Origin of the sequence: Bariatricus sp. HCP28S3_F11 (assembly GCF_052065395.1) — a bacterium.
Taxonomy (GTDB): domain Bacteria; phylum Bacillota; class Clostridia; order Lachnospirales; family Lachnospiraceae; genus Allocoprococcus.
On sequence record NZ_JBQHUC010000025.1, the window covers coordinates 18,897 to 44,707 of the forward strand.

Sequence of the window (25,811 nt, forward strand, 5' to 3'; positions counted from 1 at the left end):
CCTTACTTTGAAGATATGAAAAAGGCAGCGATTTTGCTGCCCTGGGTGTTAACCGGCTTTTGCTTCTTTGTGTTTCTGGCGTTCAATGATTTCCAGAAGCTCCTGCCGGTCGGTGGTAATCAGCTCTTTTTCCAGTGTGGATGCTTTGAATTCCACCGTAATGTTATTGTTGTTTGTTGAGATCAGGCCATTCCCCCTTTGAAAATGTGTGATATTCATGACTTCGGTTTCTGACAGGTGCAGGATATTTTTTACCCGCTGTGCCTCTTCGTCCTCCATGTTCAGGATGATCTTGGTCTTACAGTTGTTGATGATACCTTTTCCATATTTACCATCATCCAGAGCAAAGAAATCATTTAAATCTTGTGTGGCAAAAATGCCGGCTCCTGAGTAGGCACGGATGATTTTGGCAATCTCCAGAACAAATTCTGCAGCCAGACGGTTACTGGAAGCACCGATGAGCTGCCATACCTCATCAACGAAGATCGCTTTTTCCTCTGTCCGGTTTTCTTTCGCTTTATCCCAGACGTAATCCAGGGCAACGAACATGCCGACCGTCAGAAGGTCAGAGGAACCTGTCAGTTCCGAAATGTCGAGTACTGTATATTTGTTCGTCAGGTCTACGTTCGTTTTCTGGTTGAAAGAAGAAGCAGAGCCATGGACCAGACGGTTTAGGATATGTGCCAGACGTTTGGTATCCGGACTTTCCATCAGGATGTTATAGACATCCTCAAGGATCGGCATTTCCTTATACTGGTTTGGATGATCCGGGTCAATGAGGGATTCGTTTTTATGTGTAATCCCTTTTCTGGCATAGGTTTTAATGAGTGTCTCGTCCAGAAGCTGTTTCTCCTCATGATTCATGTCAGGAATCAGGAGAGAGAAGAAGATATGGAGCCTCTGGATTTTGGAAGCCAGAGCGGAAGCATCCAGTGTTGGTCCGTCTAGCAGTTCATTGACAGAATTATCAACTTTGCGGATTTCCATGACGTTAATGCAATTTTGGCTGGCAGGAGAGATCTGGATAAATTCTCCACCTACGTTTTTACAGGCCCGGTAAAATTCATGCCCCTTCAGAGGAGCAATGATGAAGACCTGGATTCCCTTCCGCCGCATCCGAAGTGCCATAGTCTGCATGGTGAAGGTCTTACCGGCACCGGAGCATCCAAGGATACAAATGTTGGAGTTTTTATACTGTTTGGAATCAAAAATGTCCGCTATGACCAGTGAATTGTTATGCTTATTTACTCCGAATAAGATGCCATTGTCATCACAGATGGAGTAGCTGGTGAACGGGTAGCAGCTTGCAGCTCCCGTAGTCAGGACATTTCGTTTTGACAGTTCATAGAGTTTTTTATCCAGGTTTGCAAGCGGCAGTGAGGATAGGAAGCCCTGCTCCTGTAAGAAGTAGCAGGAGTGCAGATCCATATCCTGGGAAATCAATAGTTTCTTCATTTCCTGAATACGCCACTGCAGTTCCTCAAGATTCGAAGCAGTAATCGTAATCAGAAGATTGATATAGTAAAAGTCTTCATTATTTGCCAGACCAGCTTTCAGGAAATATCCGGATCGTATTGCAGAATCCAGATCATCAAAGTCTGCGTTTGTATCGGATGCATCCTTGATCTTTGACCTGTTGATACGGATCTGTTGTCCAAGTCGCTGCTGAATCTTATCCTTTGGCTGTTTATGCAGATAAAAATCAATGTCTATGCCTTCCCCGGCGTTGATCAGTAAGGACAGCCAGCCGGGTGCGACCTTCTGTTTATAGCCGTCGCTTGGAACCAACAGGTATGCATGATAAATTCCGTTGATCCGCACATAATTGGAGTGTCGGAAATCTACGGACTCCGGTGCAATGAACTCGTTGATCCGGATATGATCCAGTTCTTCCTGGCGACCTTCCTTCATATAGCGTGCAAGGACATCTGCGATTCTATCCTGCAGAGGCTTTTCCGTACAAAGGGTTCGGTTTAATAATGTGTATAGGACATCGGTTGTAAATTCATCTTCATTATCATGGGTAACCACCTGATTTCCGCATTGATATAAGAACGTCTTAGCTGTCTGGGCGGCTGTCTCCAGTGCAGCAAGGATTTCTTTTTCTTCTACTTTCCGGTTTACATTGAATGGTTCATACTCAAAGATTAGAAAGAACCGTCTTGAAACGGCCTCTCTGGAACTTAATTTCTTTACGAACTGGATGTAATCTTTCTGCAGTTCCCGACAGTGAGGATTAGTCTCAAGGGACAGTTCCAGTGCTGCCTGTTCCAGATGTTTATTGATATCTGCCTTTTTGGAGATCATCTTAATCTGTAATTTGACCGGGCTGATTTTTAAGTAGGAGATAAAGCTGTAAATGATGCCTTGCTGTTCCCTTGCGCTTCGCAAAAGGAAGTTGATAGGTTCAATCTCCAGAATCTTTACATATCGGTGGTCAGTGGTATAGATGATCCCGTTGGCAATTTTATCAATCGGAAGATAATCCTCCAGTGTCATGTCCTTTCGCTTTTTCTTTTTCGAGGAAGCGGAAGGTGAAGGATCAGGTTGTTTCTTATTGGAGCGTGCATCTTTTTTCGTAGCTTTCTCCAAACGTTTTGCCTCCTTTTGGGCAAGCTTATCCTGATGCAGTTTTTCTTTATGCTTTTGCTTTTCAGCTTTTAAACGCTGTTTCTTTTCACGTTTCGCAACTTTGAGGGCTTTCGCCTGTTCCTTTTTTCTTTGTTTCTTTTCAAATTTCAAAATCCGTATATCTTCCCTGGCCTGCTTCTTGATGCCGCGTTTTGTAGATATATCATAAATCCGACGTTCTTTTTTTTTAGAAGCTGGTGTGGGAGCAACTTTTGAATCGGGTGTAATCCCTTCCTCTGAAGAAGATGGCATATTATAGGTAACCTCCTTATCATGTGTGGCTGTCTCCATTGGTTGAGGTGATAGCTTCTTTTTTTTCTCCCGATTCTTTTTCGTCTTTGGTTCTTTTTGACGAGGATTTTTACGCTGTTTTCCCTTTAGCTCCGGTTTGGTATCCAGCCGGTATAGGATTCTGCGGTTAAACAAAAAACGGACAGCATTCATCAGGAAAGCCGTCAGACTTTCCCCTCCAATGCCGATCAGGGCGACCATGGCTGCTGGAAGAGATGTCATACATAAAATGATGATCCGTATGGTCAGGGACAGGGGAAGATGCACAACAGGTATTGCAATCCCGATGGCAAGAATGGTGCCTTCAATTGCATTGCGGATCTTGAACATTCCTCCCATGAATGTACCCCGCTCAATAAAATTACGGGGGATTAAGGCAATTTGTTGTTCTTCAGGGTTGTTCACGGCTGCACCTCCTTTGCATTAGTTTTCTTTTCCGGTTCTGTTGCTTCGATATCGTTTGGGGTATCAGCAAAACCGCCTTCCTGCATGGATTCTATTTCTTCTGTAGTAACAGCTGGAAGTTTTTGATCCGTCTTACGTTCATAGGTAATTATGTTTTCACTGACTTGCAGTTTTTCTTCCCCAAATAAAAAAGCACCGGTACTGGTGCTGCAGGTAACTGGAAGGGTAGTATTATCAGAGAAAGCAAAAGTAAGCATGATGTCGTTTCCTTCCGGATAGGTGGTCTGTTCTGGAAGAAAGGTCACAGAGGTAATGTCTGTTTTCCCAGTTTCTTTGAGATACAGAGAAAATTGTTGCTTTAGTTCATTAATCTGGATGTCTGCAAAAAATGCCTGTAATTCTTCAAAGGCAACGTATTTCAATGTGGGAAGTGAGGCAGTATTCTCTCCTTCCGTTTGGATTTCTTTTGCGGGCTGATTTGGGTCAGCCGTATGGTTTTTCTGTTTTTCTGCTTTCCATAAGGCAGGCAGTACAATGCCTGCTACGATCATGCCGATCATCAGCAGGATGGAAAGAATCAATTTTTTTCTGCTCATAAGCTCTCCTTTATTTCTTGTCAAAGATCCAATATGCACTTGCTGTTGCATGAATTTCTGACATCATATCAAATTCCCGGTTGATATAGTTTTTGGATGCACTGTCATTCGGATCGTTAACCAGTACCTTTCCGGAAGCCGTTACACCACGAAGGACAATGAAATGTCCGCCTCTGGTAAATAAGCCTGCACTTTGGGAACTGATGACAGGATGGCCTTCTGACAGTGCTTTTAGGACTTTATTGGGATCGTTGGTATGGGTGACCGATCCGCATCCAAAATGACTGGCTGCCGCTGCAAAGTAGGACCAGTAAGTGCCGACACCTGGTTTGTAGTAAGAATTTCCACACCAGGAAACTGCATCTACCGGAGTGATGGTTTTGCCCGTTAAATAACTTGCGACCATGGCAAAGCTGGTCGGGCCACATCCGCTGGTTGCAATGGAACCTCCGCCATATGGAATATTTCCGTAATCTGTCTGCAGGTAATGAGGTATCTGCATTCCATTTGCAGGATAGGTGCCGCCTGTAGAAGTAATGATGTAGTACCGGAGTACATGGTCTACGTATTCTTTATCGCCATATCTGGAATAAGGCCAGTTAGGGCGGGCACACATCATATCAGAATAAGCGATGGCGTTTGCTTTGGTATAACCACTGTCCCGTTCCATGGCCCAGTCAATATAACCGGAACCGTAATTGTATCCCTGCAAAGCAAGCTTGATCCGGTCAAGATCTGTTGGACCGGTGCATCCGGCTTTATCCAGGGCATATTTGAGTTCCTGAATTCCGCATTCGATGCTGTACTCTGGGTCCGTAATACCGTTAGGCACATGGGGATATTTCTTATTAAATCCACCTTCTGCCGCCTGCATGACATCAAGACCACGTCCTCCGGATTCCTGCATCATCACAGCAAGGATTAGTTCCACATAGGGAGTCATTCCGTATTTTGTAGCAATCCGTTCTACGGTTGCCCGGTAGCGAAGCACCTCATCGGATACATTGGCAGTTGCGACTCCGGAAGCAGAGGAACCAAAAAAGAGGGTCAGATTTTCTGCATAAGCGTCTGCCACTTTTTTCTGTTTGTCGTTCAGATGAAAGACATGGTCTGCAAAATAAGAATCACCGGCATAGTTGATTACAAAGTTATGCCGGGTAAAGGTAACTGTCTGAGTATGAGAATCTGTTCCTTCACCGGCGTCCCCTTCTGCGCCGGCATCCACCGTAACTTCCATGGTAACTCTCTCTGTTGATACTTCATAAGTAAAAAGTCCATCCTTATTCGCCCGGATGACCCGCTTCAGTTCCGTAAGGTTGATATCCCGATAGTTGTCTTTACTTGCACAGAACTGGGCAATGAGCTGATTGGCATTTACAGAGATATAGTAAGCATAGGGATCCGTAATAGATACGGCATCATTTTCCGGTACACGAGAAGCCGCGGCATTCACCTCAGCAAGTACCTCATCGTGACATTCCTGTAAGACTTCTACAATGGCTTCATTGGCAGCACGTATATTTTCATTGATCCTGCTGTTACTGGTAAGTGCTCCGGTATTTTCGGAGAGATTTCCGAAGACAAGTCCTGGAAGCATGACAATGAATAATACTGGAATTAGAAGCACAGAAATAATTACGGCGACTGCCTTTTTAAAGGTTTCCCGGTTCTGAATTGCAGCACCAATGACGGCTCCAAAGGGACCGGCTGTGGCACCTTTTACAGCACCTGAAATAGAAGCTGCAGCTCTGCCTACCCGAACTGCTTCATTCAGACCGGTCTGATGATTTGCCAATTAAATTCGATCCTTTCTTGGAGGTGTCGGGGGCAGTTTCTGGTCGATGGATTCATGGTAGGCAACTTTTCCACCGCCTGCGTCATAAGGGGTTTTAGTTACTGCATCCTGTGCATACTGCTTGTACCATGTAGCACCGTCTACAGACTGCACAGTTTCATATGTACCCTGTGAGGGTGCCATATATTGGTCTGCATGATAGAGAGCAAACTCTCTGGAACCTGATTCGGTAGATTCCGTTCCGGTGATCCGTCCACCTCCGATTTCCATATTGGAATAATTGGATAAAGGGTGTGTGGAATCTACTTTCATGCCCATATAAGAAATATAAGCCTTTTCTGCATCTGCTCCTTTAATGGAACCGACCTGATTGTAGTTACCCTGTGCAATGCGGCTGATCACATTGTTGGCAAAGTCTCCACCTTTATTTAAAGAAGAATGATACATGACACTGCCGATGCTGGAATGCTCTGTGTAGCCAGTTGCCGTATTGACTGCGCTACGTTCCACCTGCCTTCCGACAGCTCCGGCCAGTCCACCTGACAGGAAGCTTCCACCGACAGCAGCATCACCTGGAGAAGAGGGGGCTCGGTAACCGCCACTACCGCCGCCACGTAAATGCATGGAACTTGCCAGACTCCTTCCGGCGATTAAAAGCTCTGCCATCATGTTCCCGCCAGTGTTTCCTACATTAATGCCGAGGCTTGCCATGAAAGAATCAATCTTTTGGCTGACTTTTAAAAATGCGATGGCGCAGAGAAACCAGATGAATATATTACCGGTAACGGCTTCCTTTCCCTGGTTTGCCACTGCCTGTTCCACTTCTGCTTCCGTAAGTTCTGCCGCGAAGACTGGGAAGGAACAGAGTATGACCATGCAGGCAGTAAGTGTCAGCAATAAAATAATATTTCTCTTATGTTTCATGTGTTCCTCCTGAAAAAGTAAGGTTACCATTGGGACGATAAATGGGGATTCGTTGCTTAATGGATTGCATTACAGGATATTGCTGCTTTTTCAGACCATAAACTGTAGACGCTGCCATTATCTTTAACTGCACGAACTGCCACGGTTGCAGATTCCCAGTTCGTTCCTACCTTCTGTTTTAAGCAGCCTGTTACAAACTCATCTGCCCCTTGATTTACAGTCAGATAATTATTTGTTGTAGTGTATACGTGTTCCGTTCCATCTGCTTTTGTAATCTTAATCTCGTATGATGTTGCATCATCTACAGCATTCCACTGGATATTCAATCTACTTTTTGAATAGAACACATTGCTGTGTATATATGTAGCTCTGGTGATTGTCGTGGTATTCAGAAGCTTAATATCTAAGTCTTTCACAGCATCTTCTACTGCGTTAGATATTCCAGTTTGGTAACTGTCAGGCAGCTTCACAGTAATATTTGGGACACCGGTATATCCGTATTCTGATAACGGTTTATATTGTGGTGTTGCTGCATGTGCCGTAAGGGTTGAACCAAGCAGCATGGTTGTTGCTAAGGACATTACGATTATTTTTTTTGCTTTTTTCATATTTAAATTTCCTTTCTTTGTTTTGTATCAGTGTTGAATTTCAAGTTATTCTGTATCTCACATTAGAGAGATAATGGGTTGGCAAGGAAGGTCCCGACCATTGAAGTAAAGAGCCGTAAACACCAGGCGTTCATCAGCAGCAGGAAAAATTGTCCCCCAAGCATCCGACACCAACTCTTGAAAATATTACCGGTTGCCTGAGAAGAGCCCGTTGCGAAAGCGACTGGGGCTGTATAGACGAGAACGCCGAGAAGAATGTAACGCTCTGCCGCTTCAAACAGCAGTTTGATGTAATTCCATGCCAGTATCAGTACCAGGATCAGTGCAGTAATCGCAACAGCTCCATTGGCACAGACACCGAGGATAACTGTGATAACGGAGTTAAAGTCTGCGAATTTTAGCGGAGGCAGATCTTCTGTCAGTATCCAGCTATATGGTGTTCCTGCAATGTCAAGTAAAAGATCTACGATATCTTTTGCATAGAAAGTAAGGAACAGGAAGATGAAAGAGCGCATGGATAATTTCAGTGGATCTTCTGCCTCAATTCCGGCACCAGCAAAGTAATTCTTAAATAACTGCCAGACCCAGTTCAGTAGGATCAGACCAATTGCCAGAGCCAGAAATACCTGATACATGCTCTCGGCTGCGGGGAAATATCTTAAAAAGGTATCCATGGAACATCCCAGAGCACCTAAGACCGAAGTGGTAATAAGATCCAGAATGTTCATGACCTGTTCTGCAATCCATTCTACAATTCCATCTAAGATTCCCATTTAGGCACCTCCTTTCCTGGATTAGCCATTCCATTTACCTCCGGCAAAGAACGGTGTGATGTAAGCCATGATGAAGCCAAGACCGTTTAAGATTGCCCAGGTGATGACGATACGCTTGAGCCATGCACGGGATTCGTCCACGGTTTTTCCTGATTTGGAAAAGTTCATCATTAAAAGAGCCACAGATGCTGTTACAACAGCAGCTATGGTAGAAATCAGGATAATCTGGTTGTAGACATCTTTCATGATTTCATTTGCTTTGTCCCACATGTTAGCTGCCAAGACCGGCTGGATATTGCATGCCAGAAGCGTGAACAGCAGGGATGCTGTGTAAATAATCCGCATGTAGTCAGGACGACGCTTTTCATTCGGCGGGTTTTCTTTGACTGTATGTTTTCTCACGTAAGTTAAACCTCCTTCATATGAAAAGGGCAGTATGGAATATCCATCCTGCCCCGATGCTTATAGTTTTTTAGTGCCTCATGCCAGTTTATCCGGCAGCAAAAAAGCAGCCCGGTCAATACAGGCTGCCTGATGCAAATACAGTATAAAATTGTAAAGCCGATTCACCTCCTGCAAGAAAAAACGCAGCCAGTACCAAAAGGGAGAGGCAATGACTCCGGTACCGCTGCGCAATTCCTGCATATAATTTTGACAATACCAATTTTAGCATGTGTATATTTACATGTAAATCGCAGAACTGTGCCAGTTTAGGTCGTGGAAGAGCCATAACTGTGCCATGACATCAAAAGTGCATTGATTCAACACCATTAGAGTTGGTGCAACTCTACCAGATACTGTATAGAAAAATCCTTGGCAAATATACTAAAAGTACGATTGTAACGCCGTAAGAATTAGTATGATTAGGAGAAGATAATATGCAAGGAATAGGGAAAAGGATTCAAAAGAGCAGGGAAGCTGCCGGACTAAAGCAGGAACAGCTGGCAGAGATGGTTGATTTGAGTTGTAATTATTTAAGTGCCATAGAGCGGGATGTGAAGACGCCAAGGCTGGATACATTTGTAAGGATTATTAATGCGTTGAATGTATCAGCAGACGAAATCCTGATGGATGTGCTGGAAGTAGGCACAAAAACGAGATGTACGCAATTGGAAGAAAAGATGAAACACTTGCCAGCAAAGGAGAAAAACAAGATTCTTCGTGTTTTGGAAGTGATGATTGAAGAGGCGGGGAAATAGTGTGCGTATGGGCGTGGACTTTTTGAAGATCCGGAAGATGCAATATAGTGCGTGAATATTTGGAATTCATGTGCTATATGATGAAATACATTTTCATATCTGTTATACTAACGCTAATAGAGTTAATCTACTAATTCTAAAGTGCGGAGGCAGTATGAAGAAAATTGGAATAATTATCACAGTATCCATAGTAAGTCTGATGGCAGGCATTGGAGTTGGAAAAGGAGTAGAAGGTTATAGGCAAAATAATAAGAATGAGGTACAGGAAGAATCTGTGGTCTGTGAGTGGAAAAAACCGGAATCGGTAAAGAGTAAGTTGAAGGATCCGGACAAATGTTACTTGTGTGGTTATGATAACCGCAGTCTGATGGGGCTGTTTCGTAAATATGATGATCTTGGAATCATCTGTGTGAATAACTGGTATGTATTGGATATGAAGATACGGAATCATGATGATGCAGGGAATCTGACAGGTCCACAAGGGCATATTAATACGACATTTACTGGAACCGGGGAGGGAGGATGCTTTTTTCATGCAAGCCCGAATTCTGATAGGGGAATCTCAGATGTAACTGTAAGTTACGGTGAGAACAGTATACTGGATGTGAAATTTATCCGGAAACATCTTTGTCAGGACTGTCTGGATAAATTAATAGCAGTGATGGAGACTTATGGACCAGAGGATGAACCGTGGAAACCAAGAGATTTGTGTCTTGTGGATTTTAATACACTGGAGCTGTATTCCCTGCAAGGTAATTATAGCTCATATTATGTGGGAGATTATTATGTCGAGGTCGATGACAGCAGGGAAGAGGAACTGAAGGTTACAGCAGTTTATGCTCCGGAGTTGGAGAAGAACGGGGAGAAATCAGGAGAGTGATTGTAGGATTTGTATAGGGAGAGTATAATAGAAAAAGAGTTAGACGATTATAATTTGTAGATTAGTTAAATTCCGGTTTGTTTGCTGAAATATACACGATAGCATAGGTTGATTTTAGTATTTCAAAATGATTGGATGGGAGATGAAAAAATGACAAAAACAATACATATGGTTAGAAATGTGTTTAATGAACGGTCACCAAGAGAAATAAAAAGCATAGATAATGTATTTGGGGATTTTCTTGTAAATAAAGGCTTGTACGATGAAATAGAGATTACAAAGGATAATATTTTTGAATTAGCTGACTTGGTAGGGGGACATGTAAAAATTGACATTTATTGCCCTAAATGTGGAGAAAGCAGAGTGTTTTCTTGTGAGATGATTCCGTATTATTGGTATGATGAACATAATCAAGAAATAAAAGGACGTTCTTTAGAAGAAGAAATCGTATCATGGCAAGAAATTCAAAATATGGATGGAACTCGTTTTGTAGGTGATCCAGAAGCACCTTGGACATGGACCAATAATTCTATAGAGAATGACACTCGATTAATGGTATTTAAGTTTTTTTGTGCAATGGATAATACACATCATTTGGACTATATTGTTCTTACATATGGAAATAAGATGAAAAAAATTGGTCAATATCCTTCTGTTGCAGATTTGTCATTCCCTGAATTGAAAGAGTATAGGAAGGTTATGACTAAGGAAGATGAAAAGGAGCTTAAAAGGGCCATCGGATTATTTGCTTCTGGAATTGGAGTAGGTTCTTTTGTATATCTTAGAAGAATTTTTGAGCGTATCATTGTAACTGCTAGTCGAAAGGCAATAGAGGAGGGAAAAATAAAGGAAGAAGAGTTTGGCAAGGCTCATGTGGATGAAAAAATAAAGATGCTGGCAGAGTATCTTCCAAAATCATTAGCAAATAATCCTGTATTCTACGGAATTATTAGTAAAGGAATTCATGAGTTAAGTGAAGAAGATTGTATAGAGTTTTTCCCAGTGATGCAAAGCTTTATAATGATGATTTTAAGACAGTGGGAAAAGATACGCAGAGATGAGGAAGAAGAAAAGAAATTAGCAGCTTCTCTTAGTCATATTGCTGCAAAAGTAAAATAAAAAATTACAAAAGAAAAAATAGGTGTTAAGCACATTGTAATGTATCATGTTACTGTTTTAACATGGATAGAGATGATTACGGAAGAAAAATTGCTGATTTGACCAAAATTGTTGGATAGTATGAATTGATAAGAAGAACAGGTGGAAAGACCAAGACTATTGAATTTGAAAAAATAACAAAGGAGAAATAAGTAAATTGGTAAAGGAAATATTATCATTGATCGGCAAATTAATGGACAAATATGGAAATACGTTGTTGCTTGCGTTTGTAGCAGGAATTCTTACAATCAGCAAAGCCCCTAAAGATTGGATCAATATGCTACCATTTGGAACGCAGAATATATATTGGGGCTTGGCTGTTTGTGTTGTAGCATACATACTTATAATCAATTATTTTCGACATGCATATAGGAGTTTTAAAAGGAAACTTTATTTAAGCAAATCATCAGAGGAATATCATAAAAAGCAAAATCAAGAAGCCATGCAAATACTCTGGGATCAGGTGGATGGACTAAGCGAAGCAGATAGGGCAGATTTGAGAAAATTTATTGAGACAAATAATCAGCCGATTTCTAAAGGTGGATATTTTTCTTATGATAGCCTGTATCAATCGGATTGGGTAGTGTCTATGGAGAAGAGAACACCAAAAACCACTACTGCAATAGACTATACTACTGGTAAGGAAGTTACTCTTCATGGGTATGATACGCATGTGTATAAACTCAAAGAACCGATTTTTCTAGCTCTGAAATACTCTATGGAGACATATGGGCGGATTGGTAATTTTGAATAGAGATTATAGGAGAAAATAGATGGATAGACAGATGGTATTAGAAGAAATTGATGAGTTGAATAAAGAGGGCCAAAAGGTGTTGTCTACTAAGTGGACAGAAGAGATGGGTGTTTATACGTTTGTGGAAGAAGAAATATATTATAGTTGGCGCACAAAAACTTTGACATTTTTAAAAATGTTTTTGCCAGAAGAACATGAGTATGTAAAGACGTTTTCTGAATTAAGAGACAGTGATTTCACCAATGCTCAGATTTGCGTTCAGACACTGGGAAATGTAAAGAGTTATCTGGAAAAAGGCTATATCTCTCTTGAAGAGAAAAAAGAGATTGATGTGGATGGTGTTCTGGAAAGAATATTTTCACGTTTTTATAAAGTGGCAAGACAGCTAAGAGATAGATATAATAATAAGCCTACGCTTGAAATTGAAGACGAATACGATGTGCAGGATTTGCTTCATGCTTTATTACAGTTATATTTTGATGATATAAGAGCAGAGGAATGGACTCCTTCATATGCAGGCAAATGTGCAAGAGTGGATTTCCTTTTGAAAAATGAAAAGATAGTAATAGAAGTCAAAAAGACTCGGAGAGGGCTGGACGATAAAGAATTAGGTGATCAGCTTATTATTGATGTGGACAGATATAAAGTGCATCCAGATTGTGAGAGACTTGTTTGTTTTGTATATGATCCAGAAGGGCGAATTGGAAATCCCAATGGAATAATGGCTGATTTGAATAAACAGCATGAAGGATTTGCAACTGTATATATTTATCCCAACATGTGAGGAAGAGTGCTGTTGATGTTGGTGGCAATCCTTTTTAAATCATATTTGGTATATTTACATCCTAAGTTTCCATAGATTGAATAGAAAAAAGGGGGACTTGATTTCTCTCATCCCCCAGTGTATAATTTACTTAAGAAAGGTGATCAGATGCAAGATCTGATGCCCTCAGTAAAATTTAATTTATTTCTATGTTAAGACATAGCATCCATCAAACTTTCCTAGGGTTATCGTGGATGCTATTTCTTATTATGTCGGTTATCTATGTAGGTCAAAGCCGCAAAAACTACTAATAGTAAAGTAAGAACTTCCATTGTGTTCATGGGCATCACCCTCTTTCTAAAAACTAGAGGGCGTTTCGAAATTGCATCCGCATTCTTCCTTGTTCAATTATACTTGCTAAGTATAACACAGTCAGATATCAATGACAATGGATGAGCAGTTGAATGAACCAAGAGAATTATGTCTGTTGGATTTTTATTTACTGGAGTTCTATTCCTTGTAATGTAATAATAGCTCATATAATGTGGAGAGTTTATGCGTGGAGATTTATGATGGAGAGGAGGAACGGAAAGTTACGGTAGTTTATGTTCCGGTGTTGGAGGAAAATGGGAGAAAGTCAGAGGGATGATTGCAGCGGTAAAAAAAAGAGAGTATAATAAAACATAATGTAGATTGTTAGAGAATGGGGATTATTTTGGGAAATTGAGTGATGAGTGGAATATTCTCGCAAAGTGTAGGTATGGAAGAAAATCTGCATGTGAGATAATTGATAAATATCTAAAGAGTAGTTCTTCGATTCATGTATTAGGACAATTGTAATGAAAAATATATTGAATAATTTTAAGGAAATATTAGGACAATATTGTGCCATAAATCAGTTCGTTGAATTGGGAAAAAGATGCTTTGTTACTGAACATCAAAAAGCATTAGAAACGAGAGAGGAATTTGTTGAATTAGCAATAAAAAATTCAATAACATTAACTTGTTATGATGCTGATAAGATGGTTAATGCTATCTCGAGAAGTTATATTGTCAATGTCCATTTGTGTTTTGAAACATTTTTGAAGGAAGCTTATAATCAAGTGAAAAAATATGGAAAAGGTGGCTATCAGGAAAAACAAAAAGAAGATTCTTGGTTGACATGTGTTACGAAAAATGTTTTAAAAGGTAATTTACCAGATGATTTGAGACCTATTTCTGAACTCTGTGAATATTATCGACTGATTAGAAACACAGCTGTGCATGATTTGTGTGATATTGATTCACATGTAAATGAATATAAAAAGTTACAGAAATACAATTTTAAAACGGAAGCTAAGTTTGCAAAATTATCAGCACCTAATGAGTATGAAAAAATATCTTTTGATGATTTTGTTATGTTTTCACGCTCATGTGTTGAAGTTGCAACATATTTATTCAATCAAATTGTATATGATTATGAAAAAATTATTGAAGATGTTCCTGAATCTCAAAAAAAGGTGTGGCGCAAATATAGCGATCAGAGATGCGCAAGAGCTATTATTTCATACTTAAACACAGAATTTAAATTAGATGATTCATTAGATGGTCAAATGAGTCGTTTGATAGAATATGTTAAGGCTCGATAGTCAATTGGTAAGACGTCCCCCTTCATAAGTGCATTTATAATAATGCATTTATGAAGGGGAAGTATGTGGTTCGATTCCACATCGAGCCGTTATTATATAGAATATTTTTTATGAGAAAGGAGAATAAATGATTGTCAAACAAGATCAGTGAAGTGACGAAAAGAGATATAAAGGATTTATTTTCATGTGGTGTATCAATGCAATATGGTGAAACAGGAAATATCTCATGGCATGGACGTCTTGATGATATTGAATTTTTGCAAAGATTATATAATTTGGATGAACTTCCATCATATGACTCAAGGTATCATACGGCAAAAGGAGATATTGCAACGCACGTTGGATTTGGAGATTGGGAAGATGAGTGGGTTTTTACAGATGAAAGATTTGGCTTGATGAATGGAAATGATGAAACTTATTTGAGGTTTATATGTGAAATCTTTCATCCGGCGGTAGCACGACATTCAATTGAAGACGAAGATTGGGCTGAAGCTGAGTTTTATAGGCAAATATCTAATCTGTTAAAAACAGAAGGATATGAGTTGTATGAGGTTAAAAGACTTGGAAATAAACCGGTATTAGGATGGAGAGTAATAGGATCAGCAGAAACGGTTATATCCGCTCAGACGGAAGCTTTAAAAGATGTTTTTGACTCTGATTATTTACAACAGCAAATTGATCAAATGCAAAAATCTATATCAAGTAATCCCACAGATGCAATTGGTAAAGCAAAAGAGATAGTAGAATCTTGCTGTAAAACAATATTAGAAGAGCATAAGAAAGAAATTGATAAAAATTGGGAAGTCCCAAAGCTTGTAAAGGAAACTTGTAAGATTCTAAATTTGTTGCCAGACAATGTCCCAAATGGGATTCAAGGAGAAGATACCATTAGACGTATTTTGGCTAATCTTTCAGCTATTCCGCATGGGTTGGCTGAATTGAGAAATCCGTATGGTTCAGGCCATGGAAAATCAAATAGTTTTTCTGGACTTGAAGGTCGGCATGCAAGATTAGCAGTTGGAGCAGCAGCTTCTGTTTGTTGGTTTTTATGGGAAACTCATATTTCACAGAAAGAGCATTAACGCTAAATACAGGGAGCATATCGATGGTATGCTCCCTGTATTTTTATATATTTTGCTTTATAATCCGGGTAATGATTCCTACTGCCACATTCCTTTCTTCATCTATATGAGTCACTACAAAGGACACGTTATCTTTCTTACCAACGGTACGGCTGTCATAGCAGGAATGGGCAATGGCATTGACTCCAATAGAGAGCCGGACAAATACGGTACCTTTGTGAATGTCTTCTACAGTGCCGGCATATTTGCCCTGGACTTTACATTTCTTCATATTTTCTTTGCTGGTATTGCCTTCCACACTTTTTACATCTGCCCGGACAGTGATATGTGCCAGATTTTCTGCATTTACTTCCAGTATGCGTACCAGGATATGGTCACCGACATGAAAGCGTTCTCTGGCGTCGCCGAGCCAGTCGAAAGAAAGGTCACGGGCAAGGATGGATGTTTCCACTCCAAAGATTTCAGCACGTACCACTTTTTCTGCAACTGCAACGACTCTTGCCTGCACGACACGGTCTTCGTGTACCTTTGGGGTACCGTTTGCATCTTTCTCCAGATAGAAAATCTGCCGTTTCTTCAGCATGGCTTCTTTACGGCTTGCTACAATGCTGCGCGTCTTCGCATCCAGTCCTTTTACAATAAAATCAATCTCACAGCCGAGCATATTGTTGAGAATCTTATTCTGGCGTAGGGACAGTTCCCCGTAATCATGGGCATCATCCTGTACCAGATTGATCATCATTTCTGTCACTGGAATGACAGTCCGGAAATCTTTGTAGTAAATAATTGCGATCAGGTTGCCGGTTTCCGTTTTTTCAATTCCGCCGAACATACCAGTCAGGATCTTCCTGGTACGGTATGCGTTCTGGATCTCATGCCAGATCAGATCCGCCTTTGACTGGGCAGTTTCCAATACGGTATCGGAATCAAGAGTTAATACAGTAGTGTTGGTAATCATTTCGTTTGACATAAATGTTCTCCTTTCGTTTATGACATGATGGAATTTTTATCTAAAGGAACCATTTCAGACGAATTTTGCCAGTCATCTTTTAATAGATCTTTTGGAAAGTCATCATAATCTGGTTCCTGATAGACGGGGTCCTGAATCGGGAGGACCGATTCTTTTGTCTTTTTTGATGGTGTATATGCACGTCGTTTCTGAGATTTTGCTTGTGGCTTTGGGAGGTAGTCATATTCTTCTGTCTGTCCATTTTCTCGCCATTTTGGAATATGTTCCGATGCTTTTCTTGTGACAAGCTTTTTGGCATCCGGATGCAGGGTATAATCATATTTTTCTACTTTCAAAACCTTTTGCCCGCGTAGAATGACCAGAGCGGTATCCAGTGGAAGACGGAGAATTTCATCTGGGGTTAAAAGTTTACGTTTTCCAATGGATTGGGTTTTTCTGTATTCCGGAGAATAGTCAGATACCCGCCAGGTATTGAGTTGCTTTGCTTCAGAACTGACACCTACGGTAATATCGCCGGATCGAGAACTTATGAATTCTGCAGTGACCTCATCTGTACACCCTAAAAATAATTGGGTATCATGAGGTAAGGTTCAGCTTGTCCTTTACAGGACTTGCATCCCCTCCCTCCCAAACCGCACGTACACCTCTCGATGTATACGGCTTTCCGCTTATTATATTTGCGGTATTAAGAATGAATCAGTTTATGACATTCGGGGCATACCACAAGAGTTTTCCGTCTCCTTTTGCGCATAAGGAGTACCCACTCCGCATTGCCCTTTAAGTCTTTTAGTTTCTTTACTTGATGAATTTCTAGATTTCTGCAATCCTTTCCACAAAGTTCACAGGTATGGCGTTCCACTCTCTGTTTCAGAGTGTTGGTTTTAGCGTATCTTGAGAACTGCGGAAGTTCGCTTACATTGTCAAACTTCGTAGCTGATTCTTTTCGCTTAAACCCGTCTCTGTAAAAGGTTGTAGTTTTCCTTCCTGCTCTGGTATCGTATGCGATTGTAAACAGTCCTCCAACACAATATCTGCGCTTGATTTCGTGAACATTTGTTTTATACTTACAGGCAAATGTCTTGTACATACTGTACTTCATAAGATTAGCAAATCTGCCTATCTTAAAGGAATCATTCGCTATGGCATAGTAGTTGTACAGTCCACGTACTTCCGCATTATATCTTGCCAGAATTTCTATATCGCTTTGATTTACCAGTTTTCCCCTGTGTAGGGCTACAAATCTTTCTTTTCCGTTTTCGTTAATCTTGATTTTGATTGCATGATATTCCAATAACTTTCCCACCCATTTTTCTCTGGGTACAAGTAATTTCACCACACCTGCATTGCTTCTGATTTTGTATCCTCCTGCGGATTTCTTTAAATCCTGACTTCTGGATACCGTAATGTCATAGCCTAAAAATCTGGCTCTGTCTCCTGTATGCGTAACCTTCGTTTTGGTTTCGGACATTTCCAAATCCAGTTCTTCCCTGAGAAATCTGCCCACGTCAGCTTTCATCTGTTCTGCGTCCGCTTTGCTCCCGATTACTCCGATAATGAAATCATCAGCATAACGGGTGTACTGAATCCGTTTATATGTCTCATCCAAAGGTTTGGTAGGAGTTAATTGTCTTGCTTGCTTTTCAAGCATTTTCAAATGCTTATTGCGCTCCTTACGTTCTTCTGGAGACAAATCCGCCCATTTCTTTTTGCCCATACATCTATAATAGGATGCCTTTTTGACAACTTTATTGTAGTCGGAGTTCATTTGTTTCTTCTTTCCTCGGTTATATTTCTGCGCATATTCCTCCATAAATTTATCTAATTCGTGAAGGAACACGTTTGCAATCACTGGACTGACACCTGAACCCTGCGGTACACCGCTGTATGTCCGATTGTACGTCCATTGCTCCATATAACCTGCTTTTAGAAATTTCCAGATAAGTTGTAGAAACATTTCATCATCAATACGTTTTCTCAGCAATCTGATGATTGTGTGGTGATTAAAGCTGTCGAAGCATGCGTGTATATCGCCCTCAACAAACCAGTTCGTTCCCGTAAAGGTTTTCTGTATCTGGTATAATGCTGTCTGACAGCTTTTGTTTGGTCTGAACCCATGAGATGTTTTCTTAAACACAGGCTCATAAATGCTTTCTAAAATCATCTTCACTACTTCCTGCACCAGTTTGTCATTGCCCGACTGGATTCCCAACGGACGCTTTTTATTACTGTTTTTCTTAGCAATATATTCCCTACGTGCAGGTTTTGGCAGGTAACTTTTATCTCGCATGGATTCAATAATCCTTTGGATTCTTTCGTCACTCATGCCATCAATAGTAGTTCCATCTGCACCGGCAGTCATACTGCCTGTGTTTGCATATATGTTTTTATATGCAAGCCAGTAGAACTCTGGATTGTACAGATTCCGATATAATCTCTGAAACCTGTAAGATTCATCCTTTGACTTTTCCGTCAAACTACTTAATACTTGGATTGGATTTCTCAATGCCTCTCGCACCGTCCTTTCATATCGTATTAGTAAATAAGCTGCTCCCCTTCGCCATGTGAACGCCATTAACGTCTCGGACTACTATGGGAGCTGTGTGACCATGCCCGTTACCGGGTTTAGGTCATCCCCAGTTAGTATTTATAGAATTAGCGTTTCGTGTTGTCGGCACCGACTTTCGCCATTTACCCGCTGTCTTGCGGTTGTCCTTCCACGAGTATCGCTTGCTTTCATAACTGCGAAATGAAACCAACATGGAATAGCATACGTTTCAATCCTTTTCGTATGCGGAGTGCGGATTCCCCCACTCTGGCTATCGTTCAGGCAGTTTAGCTTTGTACCTCATACACGAATTTTTATTCTTGAATTTTCAGATACACAGGATTAGTACCTTATCATTCAGGCTCTCGTCTATTGACAAGAGCGACAACATGCTACACTCCCCTTTGGGTTTCCCCTCTCGGATAAGTTGTAGAATAATAGGCTGTGATTTTTCATCACTTGATACTTTTACCTACTGCTTGCTAAAGGCAGTATCCCATAAATACCACGCCGCCGAATTTATAATGCGCTGGCGACTTCTGGGCGCACACAATTCCCGATGATTTCCTGCCATTGGTTATATGGATAACGGTTCTGCATCTGGGGCAGGTTCTGAAAGATACAGGAAATGCTTAGTCCCCTTGATCGGCAGACGCTGATCTTTTTGTTCAGTTCCAGAATGGCACCTGTATTGGCAAGCTCGTCTGCCAGGATATGAACTGGGACCGGCAAACGCCCATTTTTACCATGCTTATCTGCAAATCGTACCAGTTTGATGAATACGAAAGTCATGAACAGGGATGACAGGAAGTCAAAGGCACTGTCCTGATCGGAAGTGATGCAGAAATATGCACATTTTTCTTTTCCCGGAAGTGTCAGGTCGATCTCATCATAAGATGTGATTTGTCGGATCAGTTTATTTTGAAAAACCTGCAGCCTGGCACCCAGACCGATGATTACGCCGGATCTTACTGTATCACTTGCCTGCTTATAGATGCAGTAAGGCACTTTTGCCGGATGGGATACAGGCAACAGGTCAAAAAGACTATTTAGTTCCTTTTCGGAACTCAGTGTTAGCAATTTATAAACCTGACCGATATTTTTGGACTCTGGTGGAAATCCTTGTTCCACGTAAAGAACCAGTGCTTTTAAAAGATTTAATTCTGCATTATCCCAGAAATGATCCCCTTTGGCAGAACCGGTATTTTGAATGATGACATCCGAAAATACCTGGGCCATAGTTTCCTGACCGTCTATTTCCATCAGACAGTTCCAGGCATCTGAGTTTTCTGGGTTGACCAGATTGAAACACCGCACAGTATATCCTTCGTTCTCCAGATATCCTGCCATACTTTCATATAATTCTGATTTTGGATCGGTTATAATCAGGCTTTCTCCACGAGTAACGCATTGAAAAATCATATTCCTTGCATAAGCTCTGGATTTCATGGAACCACTAGCACCGTAAACTGCAACATTTCGATTCATGCGTGTTTCATAAGGAAGGCAAACCGCTTTTCCGTTTAGCTTGCCAAGAATTGTTCCCTTATTTTTCTTCACATGATCAGTTAGTTCCAGAACTTTGTGCATCTCATCTGGAGTCATGAATCCGGAAGTTCCATAGGTACCTTTGGTAGAGTAGTTTAGATTTCGCTCTTTATCAAAAATTTCGCCATTTCTGTCATATCCCATCCGCATCACTAAGAAAGTTAGTAGACCAAAGGCAAGAAGGCATAAAAAAATCCCATACAGGTTATATGGAAATCGTGTCAATGCCATAAGGCAGGCTTTTGGATGTAGGGAGGCTGTCTGTGGGTAAGTACCATTGCCAGCAAAGTTTCCGGCAGCACTCCAGGTTTGGTAGTTATAAATAAATTGTGCCACATAGCCGCCAGCATAGAGCGTGCAGAGGCAGATTGGAAGCAGATAGATGAGCTTCCACCATTTACGGTTCATGTAAAAACCCCCTTCTGAATTTGTTAAGGTCAATACTGGAGAATTGAATGTCTGCTGTGAGGTATTCTTTGAGAACCGGGATCTGGAAATCAAAACAGATCAGGTTTCCGTGTAGGCCGTAAACATTCAGTCCGGTATTGAATCGATTGATTCGCTGCATGTCAAAATCATAAGCAAGAAGTGCAGGGTTTCCATCTTTGGTTACTGCATCATGCTCCAGTGGTATTTCTTCCTGGCGAGCGTTCATATCCGATAGCAATAATTCGTTAAGCTGTTTTGTCATTGCCGGGTTTGCTAATAGCTGCATCAATGTTTCCCCCTGAAGATCGTTGGGAAGATAATGGAAATGTTCAAACGATGTGTCCAGCATAAAGAGGCTTCGCTTGTAGCCACCAGTGCTGGTCAGCAGTTTGAAAGCAGTTTCCATATTGTCACCAAGCATAATTGCACGAATTTTCGGATGTCCGGAGTAAGGATATCCCTGCAGATAATGCTGCAGAAATGCATTGAGGCGCACTTCAGTTTTATACTCCCACTTGAGGACTCCACTTCCGGTATTGTAGATGACGTAGATGCAATGGGATGCCATCAGGATTCCCATACTCCGCGAATTTTTGATTTTTGTTGTTGCCGCCCCAAGTTCTTTAATCTCTCTGGAAGAATAAAATAAAGGAAGGCTTCGCATATGGATGGAAGCAGCTTCGCGTTCCACAGAAAAAATATGTGGTTTTCCATCCGGATAAAATGGGATTCCGGCATGGAGCAACGTCAGGTATGTTTGTGCCTTCTGATGAAGACGGATGCGGCGTGACGGTTCGCTTCGGATAACATTAGTCTCAGTATTTCCACTTAGATAGCAGTGGAAGCGGTCAGGATAGTAGGCGAGGAGCAGTTCCTTGGAACGTTTGGTCAGTCGGTATCCTCTGAGTTTATCCTTATAGTGGGGGCGAATGAGCTTTTCAGCCTTCAGTTCAGTGATGATTTTTTCAGCATAAGAAGGACTTGTAAAAAGCCGATTCAGTTGATCCGAAGGAAATTCCCCACAGATTCCGATAAGTTCCAGCAGCCTGAATTTCTGAGTGTCTGGTCTTAGCAAATAAGTATCACCTCAATTCAATTATTACCGATGTTAGCCTGTACTTGGGTAAAATGGCTTTTGTCAGTTGGTAGAAAAAGCATGGAAATATAATGCTTCAATCCTCTTTTTACCTATGTCGGAAAAATTAGGTAAGAAAATCAGGAAATTTCCGATATGGTTTCCAATAGCTCTTTATGCGCTTTCACCCAATCCGGAAAGGCAGATTTTTTCATGATGTAGACAACTGTCGAATCTGCATTACCAAATTCTGTTGTATGATAGGAATCGCAGTACAATCCAGTATCGTCCAATAAAACGTAAGTTGCTATCGTATCCAGAATCTGCTTGAATTCCAGATTGTCATAGTCACGAACCCTTTGGCTGGAAAGAGTACGATTATAAATCTGGCTGAAGCAGACCACACAGTCTTTATACAGAGCCAAGTCGTGGCTTTTTACATATTCCTGCAGAGCATAATTCAAGGGCTCATGAAGAAATGCCATATTAGTGCGGACTTTTCTTTTGGGGAGAAGTCCTGGAAGGGTAATAGACAAAATCTCCTGTTCCTGTGAAATAGCGATTCCCTGTGCGTCTGCAGCAAGTTTTAGATAACTGTTCTTGCCAGAGAAATCATTGATATAGACCAGATTCCTGAGCTGGCAGGTGATACGTTCTGATCGTAAGGCAGCATCGGTGCTTAGTGCTTCATAATTTGCACCATATTTTTCAATGTCTGTAGTTTTCAAAGCAAAAAGGGTGTTTCTGAGCTTTTCTATTTCGCTTTCCACACCCTGTAATCTCTGAAATATGATTCGTGTATTTGCGTTCATAAAACCTCTTTCTTTTTGTAGTAGCTGACAGAGCCATCAGGGGTGACCATGCAGTAGGCAATCACACCATCAATTGTAAGTTTTCCCGCTTGTTTTTCCGATTCAATGATGATGATTCGTAATGCTTCTCTTGGAGGAATACTTTCAAACACATGATTCATCAACGCTTCCTGCCCATTAGCAACATAAATGATTTCATAGGTTTCATCATGGGAAAAGAAATGTAATTTAACGGGAAAATCACCACTGGTATGGTAGATGAGTGCCTTTTTAAAATCCAGCAGAACCCAGAAGGCAGCAATAGTTCCCATATCTGGTGAATTGGCAGACTCTTCAGTGTCACATAGTAAATGCTGTTCTTTATCATGGTAAATCCGCCCCTGTTTGGTCAAACTGGTGATGAGAGATTTGATAGAGTCTCTGTTTTTATCAAAAAGTTGCAGCACCTGTTCATAATGCAAGGCGTGATATGTAGTGAGAATCCGAAGAAGGGCTGCCCCTTCGCCTTTATATATCTGTTCTCGTGTTTTCATAGATGGTCTCCCTTCGTATTTGTAATTGTACGTATATCTATACGTACAGCCTGCGTATAGGATTCTGTGCGTATGGTGTACGTACAGATAGTGGCCTGCTGTCAGTACGGTTTTCGGGTACAAAAAAAGCACCGGTCAGGGTGCTGGTAAATAAGAAAACTATAAGCAATACTCATTTTAACATGGGTATTTTTTCCCTTCAATCGCATTAGCAGGCCAATACTATGCCATTTTCGTGACGATGGCTATTCTGGAAAAAATTGATTCAAAATTTCAATGGTTTCTTTCGCAGTAAAACCCCAGAGAATGGTACTCAGCGCTTCAATAGCTGCGTGACGTTTCCGGTAATAGGTACGGTAAGAAATATTGCTGATATGCGGTTCGAGCTTTTCAAGGATCTCATCCGTGTTTTTCAGTTCCTGTGGAGATAGGAATGCATAATAGAGAATCCAGTAATACTGTTCTCCGTGCTTATGATTGTTACGGAGAAGATCAACGGAAGAATCTAATAGCTTCAACATCTTGTTACTCCGCTCAATGCTTTTTGCCCTTTCTGCTATGTCAGTTCCGGATAATTCTACCCCTGCAGCATAAACGGAATCTAGAAAATCATCCACACTGGTTCCATATTCCATACGGAATTGCGCTTCTAACTGCCGGACCACTACCTTCAGGCTGTATGTGGCATCCCGGTATCTTCGCAGAAACTTGTAAGTGTCGTGGAAGCGGGGATCTTCTTCAGGAGTCGCATAGCTTTGTTTTTTGTTTCCAGCCATTCTATTCACCCCCTTTCGCAGTAGTCATATATGTTTCAGCAGGCAGGTTAACGGCAGGTTTTTCTTCTGGCATGACAGTCAGTTCAAACCGATATGCAGCTTTTCCGTAAGGACAGATAATATTTAGTGTATATTGATTAACTGTATCTATGCAGGCTGATAAAGGAGATAATATATACCTGGTTTTGGAGCATTCGCAACACGGAATCCCCTGTGTTTGCAGTAGTTCTGCGACTTTTTTGATGATAAATTTCATGTGAGAAACCGGAACGCAGGACTCATTTTCTGGAACGGTGATTTGTTCTTCCGTGACAGTTTCTGAAACGCAGACTTCTTCTTCGATTTCAGGTACGTGGATTGGCAGTTGCATGTTCATAGCGATTTCCTCCTTGTCTATCATTACATCACTGATGTCAAACATTACAGACAGGTAGTAGTTAAGATAGATTATGCTACCATGTTTGCCTTTGAAACTAACAAGAGTGATGAAGTTTAACTCTTCAAATTTTTTTAAGATACGTGATATAGTGGTTTTTGAATGTCCCCAACGTTCTCCAAGAGACTGGAAGCTGGTCAGGGGATTGCCTGTATTATTTCGGTAATAAACAACAGGCGCAGAGAAAGAGCCTTGCACGGTTGGATCATTGTATATAGCATGAATCCACATATCCAGTAACATATCCATCTCTGAGCATTTCCCCAGGCTGATAAGTTCATGGACTTTTGCAATAGGGAAAAAGAAAAATCCATCATCCTTTTTGCAGGGACAGTTGTATTCCAGAACGGTATTGTCCTTTGCCCAGTCAGTGATCTTAAATTTTACGATTTTCTTATTTCCAAGAAGAGAGTATGTAATACAATTTTGCTTCTCCAATAAATCCAGGATAGAGACTGCCTGATGCTGGAACCGGCAGCGAAACCATGTCTGAAGATCGGAAAGAGTACAGATCCATTCGCCGGGACCTATCATGTAGGTAATATTCTCCATTCGCCGATAAGACGAGCGGTAATTGGCATAGGAGCAAAGAACGATATAGTAAAAAAGAAAAGAGCCTCCGTTTGTGCGGATGCTCTTGTCAGCAACAAGTGATCGTATAAAATCTCTGTAGATTCTGCAACGTGGGAAATCCACAATTTGTTTTAATTCTAATTGATAGTCCATAAAATAACCTCACATTCTAAAAAGGTATTGAAGTACCTCCGGATACGATTCTTTGATAGTGAATCAGGTGTACCTCATTGCATTTCTATTGCATTTTTGATATCTTTTCATACTATTTCAAACTATCCAATATTGCCTGAAAATGGCTTAAAATCGTTGATTTTGCTTTATATTGCTTACCGTCAAACTGGAGTTTGAGTAGCTTGAAAAATCGCGGAAAAGCCCATAAATAAAGGCTTTGCGGGGTGTCGAAAAGACCAAATGGAGTGCAAATGGAGTTTAAAAATTATTTTTTTCTCTTGTTTATATTCCAGATTCACCTGCAAATTTCGTGAAATCGGTTATTCTCATAAAATAAAATTAGGTAACTATTCAGCACCCCATTTAGAGTACATTGATTTTTGGGCAAAACGGAGAAAATAAAATTTCTGTTTTGCCATGGCTTTATTGCGAAAAGTGGATAACTTTTCAATG

At 40.9% G+C, this 25,811-nt stretch carries 21 protein-coding genes, 1 tRNA gene and 2 pseudogenes; 8 read left to right on the forward strand and 16 right to left on the reverse strand.

What is annotated here, in order from left to right:
• Positions 1-48: 48 nt before the first annotated feature.
• The 7 genes from ACTNBR_RS11570 to ACTNBR_RS11600 all read right to left on the reverse strand — a co-directional run bounded on the left by ACTNBR_RS11570 (position 49) and on the right by ACTNBR_RS11600 (position 8,425).
• Entirely contained in the window at positions 49-3,327 is a 3,279-nt protein-coding gene (locus tag ACTNBR_RS11570; protein WP_427738655.1) for a TraG/VirB4 family ATPase, read from the reverse strand.
• On the reverse strand, positions 3,324-3,923 hold the full coding sequence (locus tag ACTNBR_RS11575) for a DUF5038 domain-containing protein (protein ID WP_427738656.1): 600 nt from the start codon (positions 3,921-3,923) through the stop codon (positions 3,324-3,326). The genes ACTNBR_RS11570 and ACTNBR_RS11575 overlap by 4 nt, the downstream gene beginning before the upstream one ends.
• 10 nt (positions 3,924-3,933) lie before the next feature.
• A complete protein-coding gene (locus ACTNBR_RS11580) occupies positions 3,934-5,718 on the reverse strand; it encodes a lysozyme family protein (RefSeq protein WP_427738657.1) in 1,785 nt (594 codons plus the stop codon).
• Entirely contained in the window at positions 5,719-6,642 is a 924-nt protein-coding gene (locus ACTNBR_RS11585) for a hypothetical protein (RefSeq protein WP_427738658.1), read from the reverse strand.
• Between the two features lie 56 nt (positions 6,643-6,698).
• The gene (locus ACTNBR_RS11590) at positions 6,699-7,250 is read right to left on the reverse strand and encodes a hypothetical protein (RefSeq protein WP_427738659.1); all 552 of its coding nucleotides are present in this window, start codon (positions 7,248-7,250) and stop codon (positions 6,699-6,701) included.
• A gap of 62 nt (positions 7,251-7,312) precedes the next feature.
• The gene (locus ACTNBR_RS11595; protein ID WP_288859596.1) at positions 7,313-8,023 is read right to left on the reverse strand and encodes a hypothetical protein; all 711 of its coding nucleotides are present in this window, start codon (positions 8,021-8,023) and stop codon (positions 7,313-7,315) included.
• 21 nt (positions 8,024-8,044) lie between these two features.
• Positions 8,045-8,425 carry a fimbrial protein gene (locus ACTNBR_RS11600; RefSeq protein ID WP_427738660.1) on the reverse strand — a complete coding sequence of 127 codons (381 nt, stop codon included), beginning with the start codon at positions 8,423-8,425 and terminating at the stop codon, positions 8,045-8,047.
• Between the two features lie 476 nt (positions 8,426-8,901).
• On the opposite strand from ACTNBR_RS11600, the gene ACTNBR_RS11605 reads away from it, so the two are divergent.
• The 8 genes from ACTNBR_RS11605 to ACTNBR_RS11640 all read left to right on the forward strand — a co-directional run bounded on the left by ACTNBR_RS11605 (position 8,902) and on the right by ACTNBR_RS11640 (position 15,487).
• Positions 8,902-9,222 (forward strand): helix-turn-helix domain-containing protein, encoded by a 321-nt coding sequence (locus tag ACTNBR_RS11605; RefSeq protein WP_288859599.1) that lies wholly within the window; start codon positions 8,902-8,904, stop codon positions 9,220-9,222.
• A gap of 154 nt (positions 9,223-9,376) precedes the next feature.
• The gene (locus ACTNBR_RS11610; protein ID WP_427738661.1) at positions 9,377-10,102 is read left to right on the forward strand and encodes a hypothetical protein; all 726 of its coding nucleotides are present in this window, start codon (positions 9,377-9,379) and stop codon (positions 10,100-10,102) included.
• Between the two features lie 150 nt (positions 10,103-10,252).
• Complete coding sequence (locus tag ACTNBR_RS11615) at positions 10,253-11,221, forward strand: hypothetical protein (RefSeq protein WP_427738662.1); 969 nt, start codon at positions 10,253-10,255, stop codon at positions 11,219-11,221.
• Positions 11,222-11,417: 196 nt separating this feature from the next.
• The gene (locus tag ACTNBR_RS11620; RefSeq protein WP_427738663.1) at positions 11,418-12,014 is read left to right on the forward strand and encodes a hypothetical protein; all 597 of its coding nucleotides are present in this window, start codon (positions 11,418-11,420) and stop codon (positions 12,012-12,014) included.
• A gap of 19 nt (positions 12,015-12,033) precedes the next feature.
• Entirely contained in the window at positions 12,034-12,798 is a 765-nt protein-coding gene (locus ACTNBR_RS11625; RefSeq protein ID WP_288859611.1) for a hypothetical protein, read from the forward strand.
• A gap of 818 nt (positions 12,799-13,616) precedes the next feature.
• Positions 13,617-14,405: a hypothetical protein gene (locus tag ACTNBR_RS11630; protein WP_288859613.1), complete on the forward strand. Its 789-nt coding sequence runs from the start codon at positions 13,617-13,619 to the stop codon at positions 14,403-14,405.
• Positions 14,396-14,494: transfer RNA gene (locus ACTNBR_RS11635), tRNA-OTHER, on the forward strand. The genes ACTNBR_RS11630 and ACTNBR_RS11635 overlap by 10 nt, the downstream gene beginning before the upstream one ends.
• Before the next feature lie 42 nt (positions 14,495-14,536).
• Positions 14,537-15,487, forward strand: coding sequence for an abortive infection family protein (locus tag ACTNBR_RS11640; RefSeq protein WP_288859615.1), 951 nt, complete (start codon positions 14,537-14,539; stop codon positions 15,485-15,487).
• Between the two features lie 43 nt (positions 15,488-15,530).
• Here the strand turns inward: ACTNBR_RS11640 and ACTNBR_RS11645 are convergent, their stop codons facing one another.
• The 9 genes and pseudogenes from ACTNBR_RS11645 to ACTNBR_RS11685 all read right to left on the reverse strand — a co-directional run bounded on the left by ACTNBR_RS11645 (position 15,531) and on the right by ACTNBR_RS11685 (position 25,337).
• Positions 15,531-16,457: a S1 RNA-binding domain-containing protein gene (locus ACTNBR_RS11645; protein WP_427738664.1), complete on the reverse strand. Its 927-nt coding sequence runs from the start codon at positions 16,455-16,457 to the stop codon at positions 15,531-15,533.
• 202 nt (positions 16,458-16,659) lie between these two features.
• Positions 16,660-17,035 (reverse strand): annotated as a pseudogene (locus ACTNBR_RS11650) (type IV secretory system conjugative DNA transfer family protein); the annotation flags it as partial.
• Positions 17,036-17,142: 107 nt separating this feature from the next.
• Positions 17,143-18,960 carry a reverse transcriptase domain-containing protein gene (locus ACTNBR_RS11655; RefSeq protein WP_441018356.1) on the reverse strand — a complete coding sequence of 606 codons (1,818 nt, stop codon included), beginning with the start codon at positions 18,958-18,960 and terminating at the stop codon, positions 17,143-17,145.
• Between the two features lie 591 nt (positions 18,961-19,551).
• Positions 19,552-20,958, reverse strand: a pseudogene (locus ACTNBR_RS11660) (VirD4-like conjugal transfer protein, CD1115 family); the annotation flags it as partial.
• A complete protein-coding gene (locus ACTNBR_RS11665) occupies positions 20,948-22,054 on the reverse strand; it encodes a hypothetical protein (RefSeq protein ID WP_427738666.1) in 1,107 nt (368 codons plus the stop codon). The pseudogene ACTNBR_RS11660 and the gene ACTNBR_RS11665, both read right to left, overlap by 11 nt.
• A gap of 140 nt (positions 22,055-22,194) precedes the next feature.
• Positions 22,195-22,866 carry a DUF6100 family protein gene (locus tag ACTNBR_RS11670; protein WP_427738667.1) on the reverse strand — a complete coding sequence of 224 codons (672 nt, stop codon included), beginning with the start codon at positions 22,864-22,866 and terminating at the stop codon, positions 22,195-22,197.
• The gene (locus ACTNBR_RS11675; protein WP_288859629.1) at positions 22,863-23,399 is read right to left on the reverse strand and encodes a DUF5697 family protein; all 537 of its coding nucleotides are present in this window, start codon (positions 23,397-23,399) and stop codon (positions 22,863-22,865) included. Before ACTNBR_RS11675 ends, ACTNBR_RS11670 begins: the two co-directional genes overlap by 4 nt.
• A 245-nt stretch (positions 23,400-23,644) precedes the next feature.
• The gene (locus ACTNBR_RS11680) at positions 23,645-24,175 is read right to left on the reverse strand and encodes a hypothetical protein (RefSeq protein ID WP_288859631.1); all 531 of its coding nucleotides are present in this window, start codon (positions 24,173-24,175) and stop codon (positions 23,645-23,647) included.
• A 1-nt stretch (position 24,176) separates the two neighbouring features.
• The gene (locus ACTNBR_RS11685; RefSeq protein ID WP_427738668.1) at positions 24,177-25,337 is read right to left on the reverse strand and encodes a MarR family transcriptional regulator; all 1,161 of its coding nucleotides are present in this window, start codon (positions 25,335-25,337) and stop codon (positions 24,177-24,179) included.
• Between the last annotated feature and the right edge of the window lie 474 nt (positions 25,338-25,811).

What these genes read in the sequence shown, in the direction of transcription:
- ACTNBR_RS11645 (WP_427738664.1), bottom strand. Translation starts at nt 16,457, where the DNA reads ATGTCAAACGAAATGATTACCAACACTACTGTATTAACTCTTGATTCC.
- ACTNBR_RS11595 (WP_288859596.1), bottom strand. Translation starts at nt 8,023, where the DNA reads ATGGGAATCTTAGATGGAATTGTAGAATGGATTGCAGAACAGGTCATG.
- ACTNBR_RS11585 (WP_427738658.1), bottom strand. Translation starts at nt 6,642, where the DNA reads ATGAAACATAAGAGAAATATTATTTTATTGCTGACACTTACTGCCTGC.
- ACTNBR_RS11605 (WP_288859599.1), top strand. Translation starts at nt 8,902, where the DNA reads ATGCAAGGAATAGGGAAAAGGATTCAAAAGAGCAGGGAAGCTGCCGGA.
- ACTNBR_RS11590 (WP_427738659.1), bottom strand. Translation starts at nt 7,250, where the DNA reads ATGAAAAAAGCAAAAAAAATAATCGTAATGTCCTTAGCAACAACCATG.
- ACTNBR_RS11610 (WP_427738661.1), top strand. Translation starts at nt 9,377, where the DNA reads ATGAAGAAAATTGGAATAATTATCACAGTATCCATAGTAAGTCTGATG.
- ACTNBR_RS11575 (WP_427738656.1), bottom strand. Translation starts at nt 3,923, where the DNA reads ATGAGCAGAAAAAAATTGATTCTTTCCATCCTGCTGATGATCGGCATG.
- ACTNBR_RS11670 (WP_427738667.1), bottom strand. Translation starts at nt 22,866, where the DNA reads ATGAACGCAAATACACGAATCATATTTCAGAGATTACAGGGTGTGGAA.
- ACTNBR_RS11680 (WP_288859631.1), bottom strand. Translation starts at nt 24,175, where the DNA reads ATGGCTGGAAACAAAAAACAAAGCTATGCGACTCCTGAAGAAGATCCC.
- ACTNBR_RS11630 (WP_288859613.1), top strand. Translation starts at nt 13,617, where the DNA reads ATGAAAAATATATTGAATAATTTTAAGGAAATATTAGGACAATATTGT.
- ACTNBR_RS11675 (WP_288859629.1), bottom strand. Translation starts at nt 23,399, where the DNA reads ATGAAAACACGAGAACAGATATATAAAGGCGAAGGGGCAGCCCTTCTT.
- ACTNBR_RS11625 (WP_288859611.1), top strand. Translation starts at nt 12,034, where the DNA reads ATGGATAGACAGATGGTATTAGAAGAAATTGATGAGTTGAATAAAGAG.
- ACTNBR_RS11615 (WP_427738662.1), top strand. Translation starts at nt 10,253, where the DNA reads ATGACAAAAACAATACATATGGTTAGAAATGTGTTTAATGAACGGTCA.
- ACTNBR_RS11685 (WP_427738668.1), bottom strand. Translation starts at nt 25,337, where the DNA reads ATGGACTATCAATTAGAATTAAAACAAATTGTGGATTTCCCACGTTGC.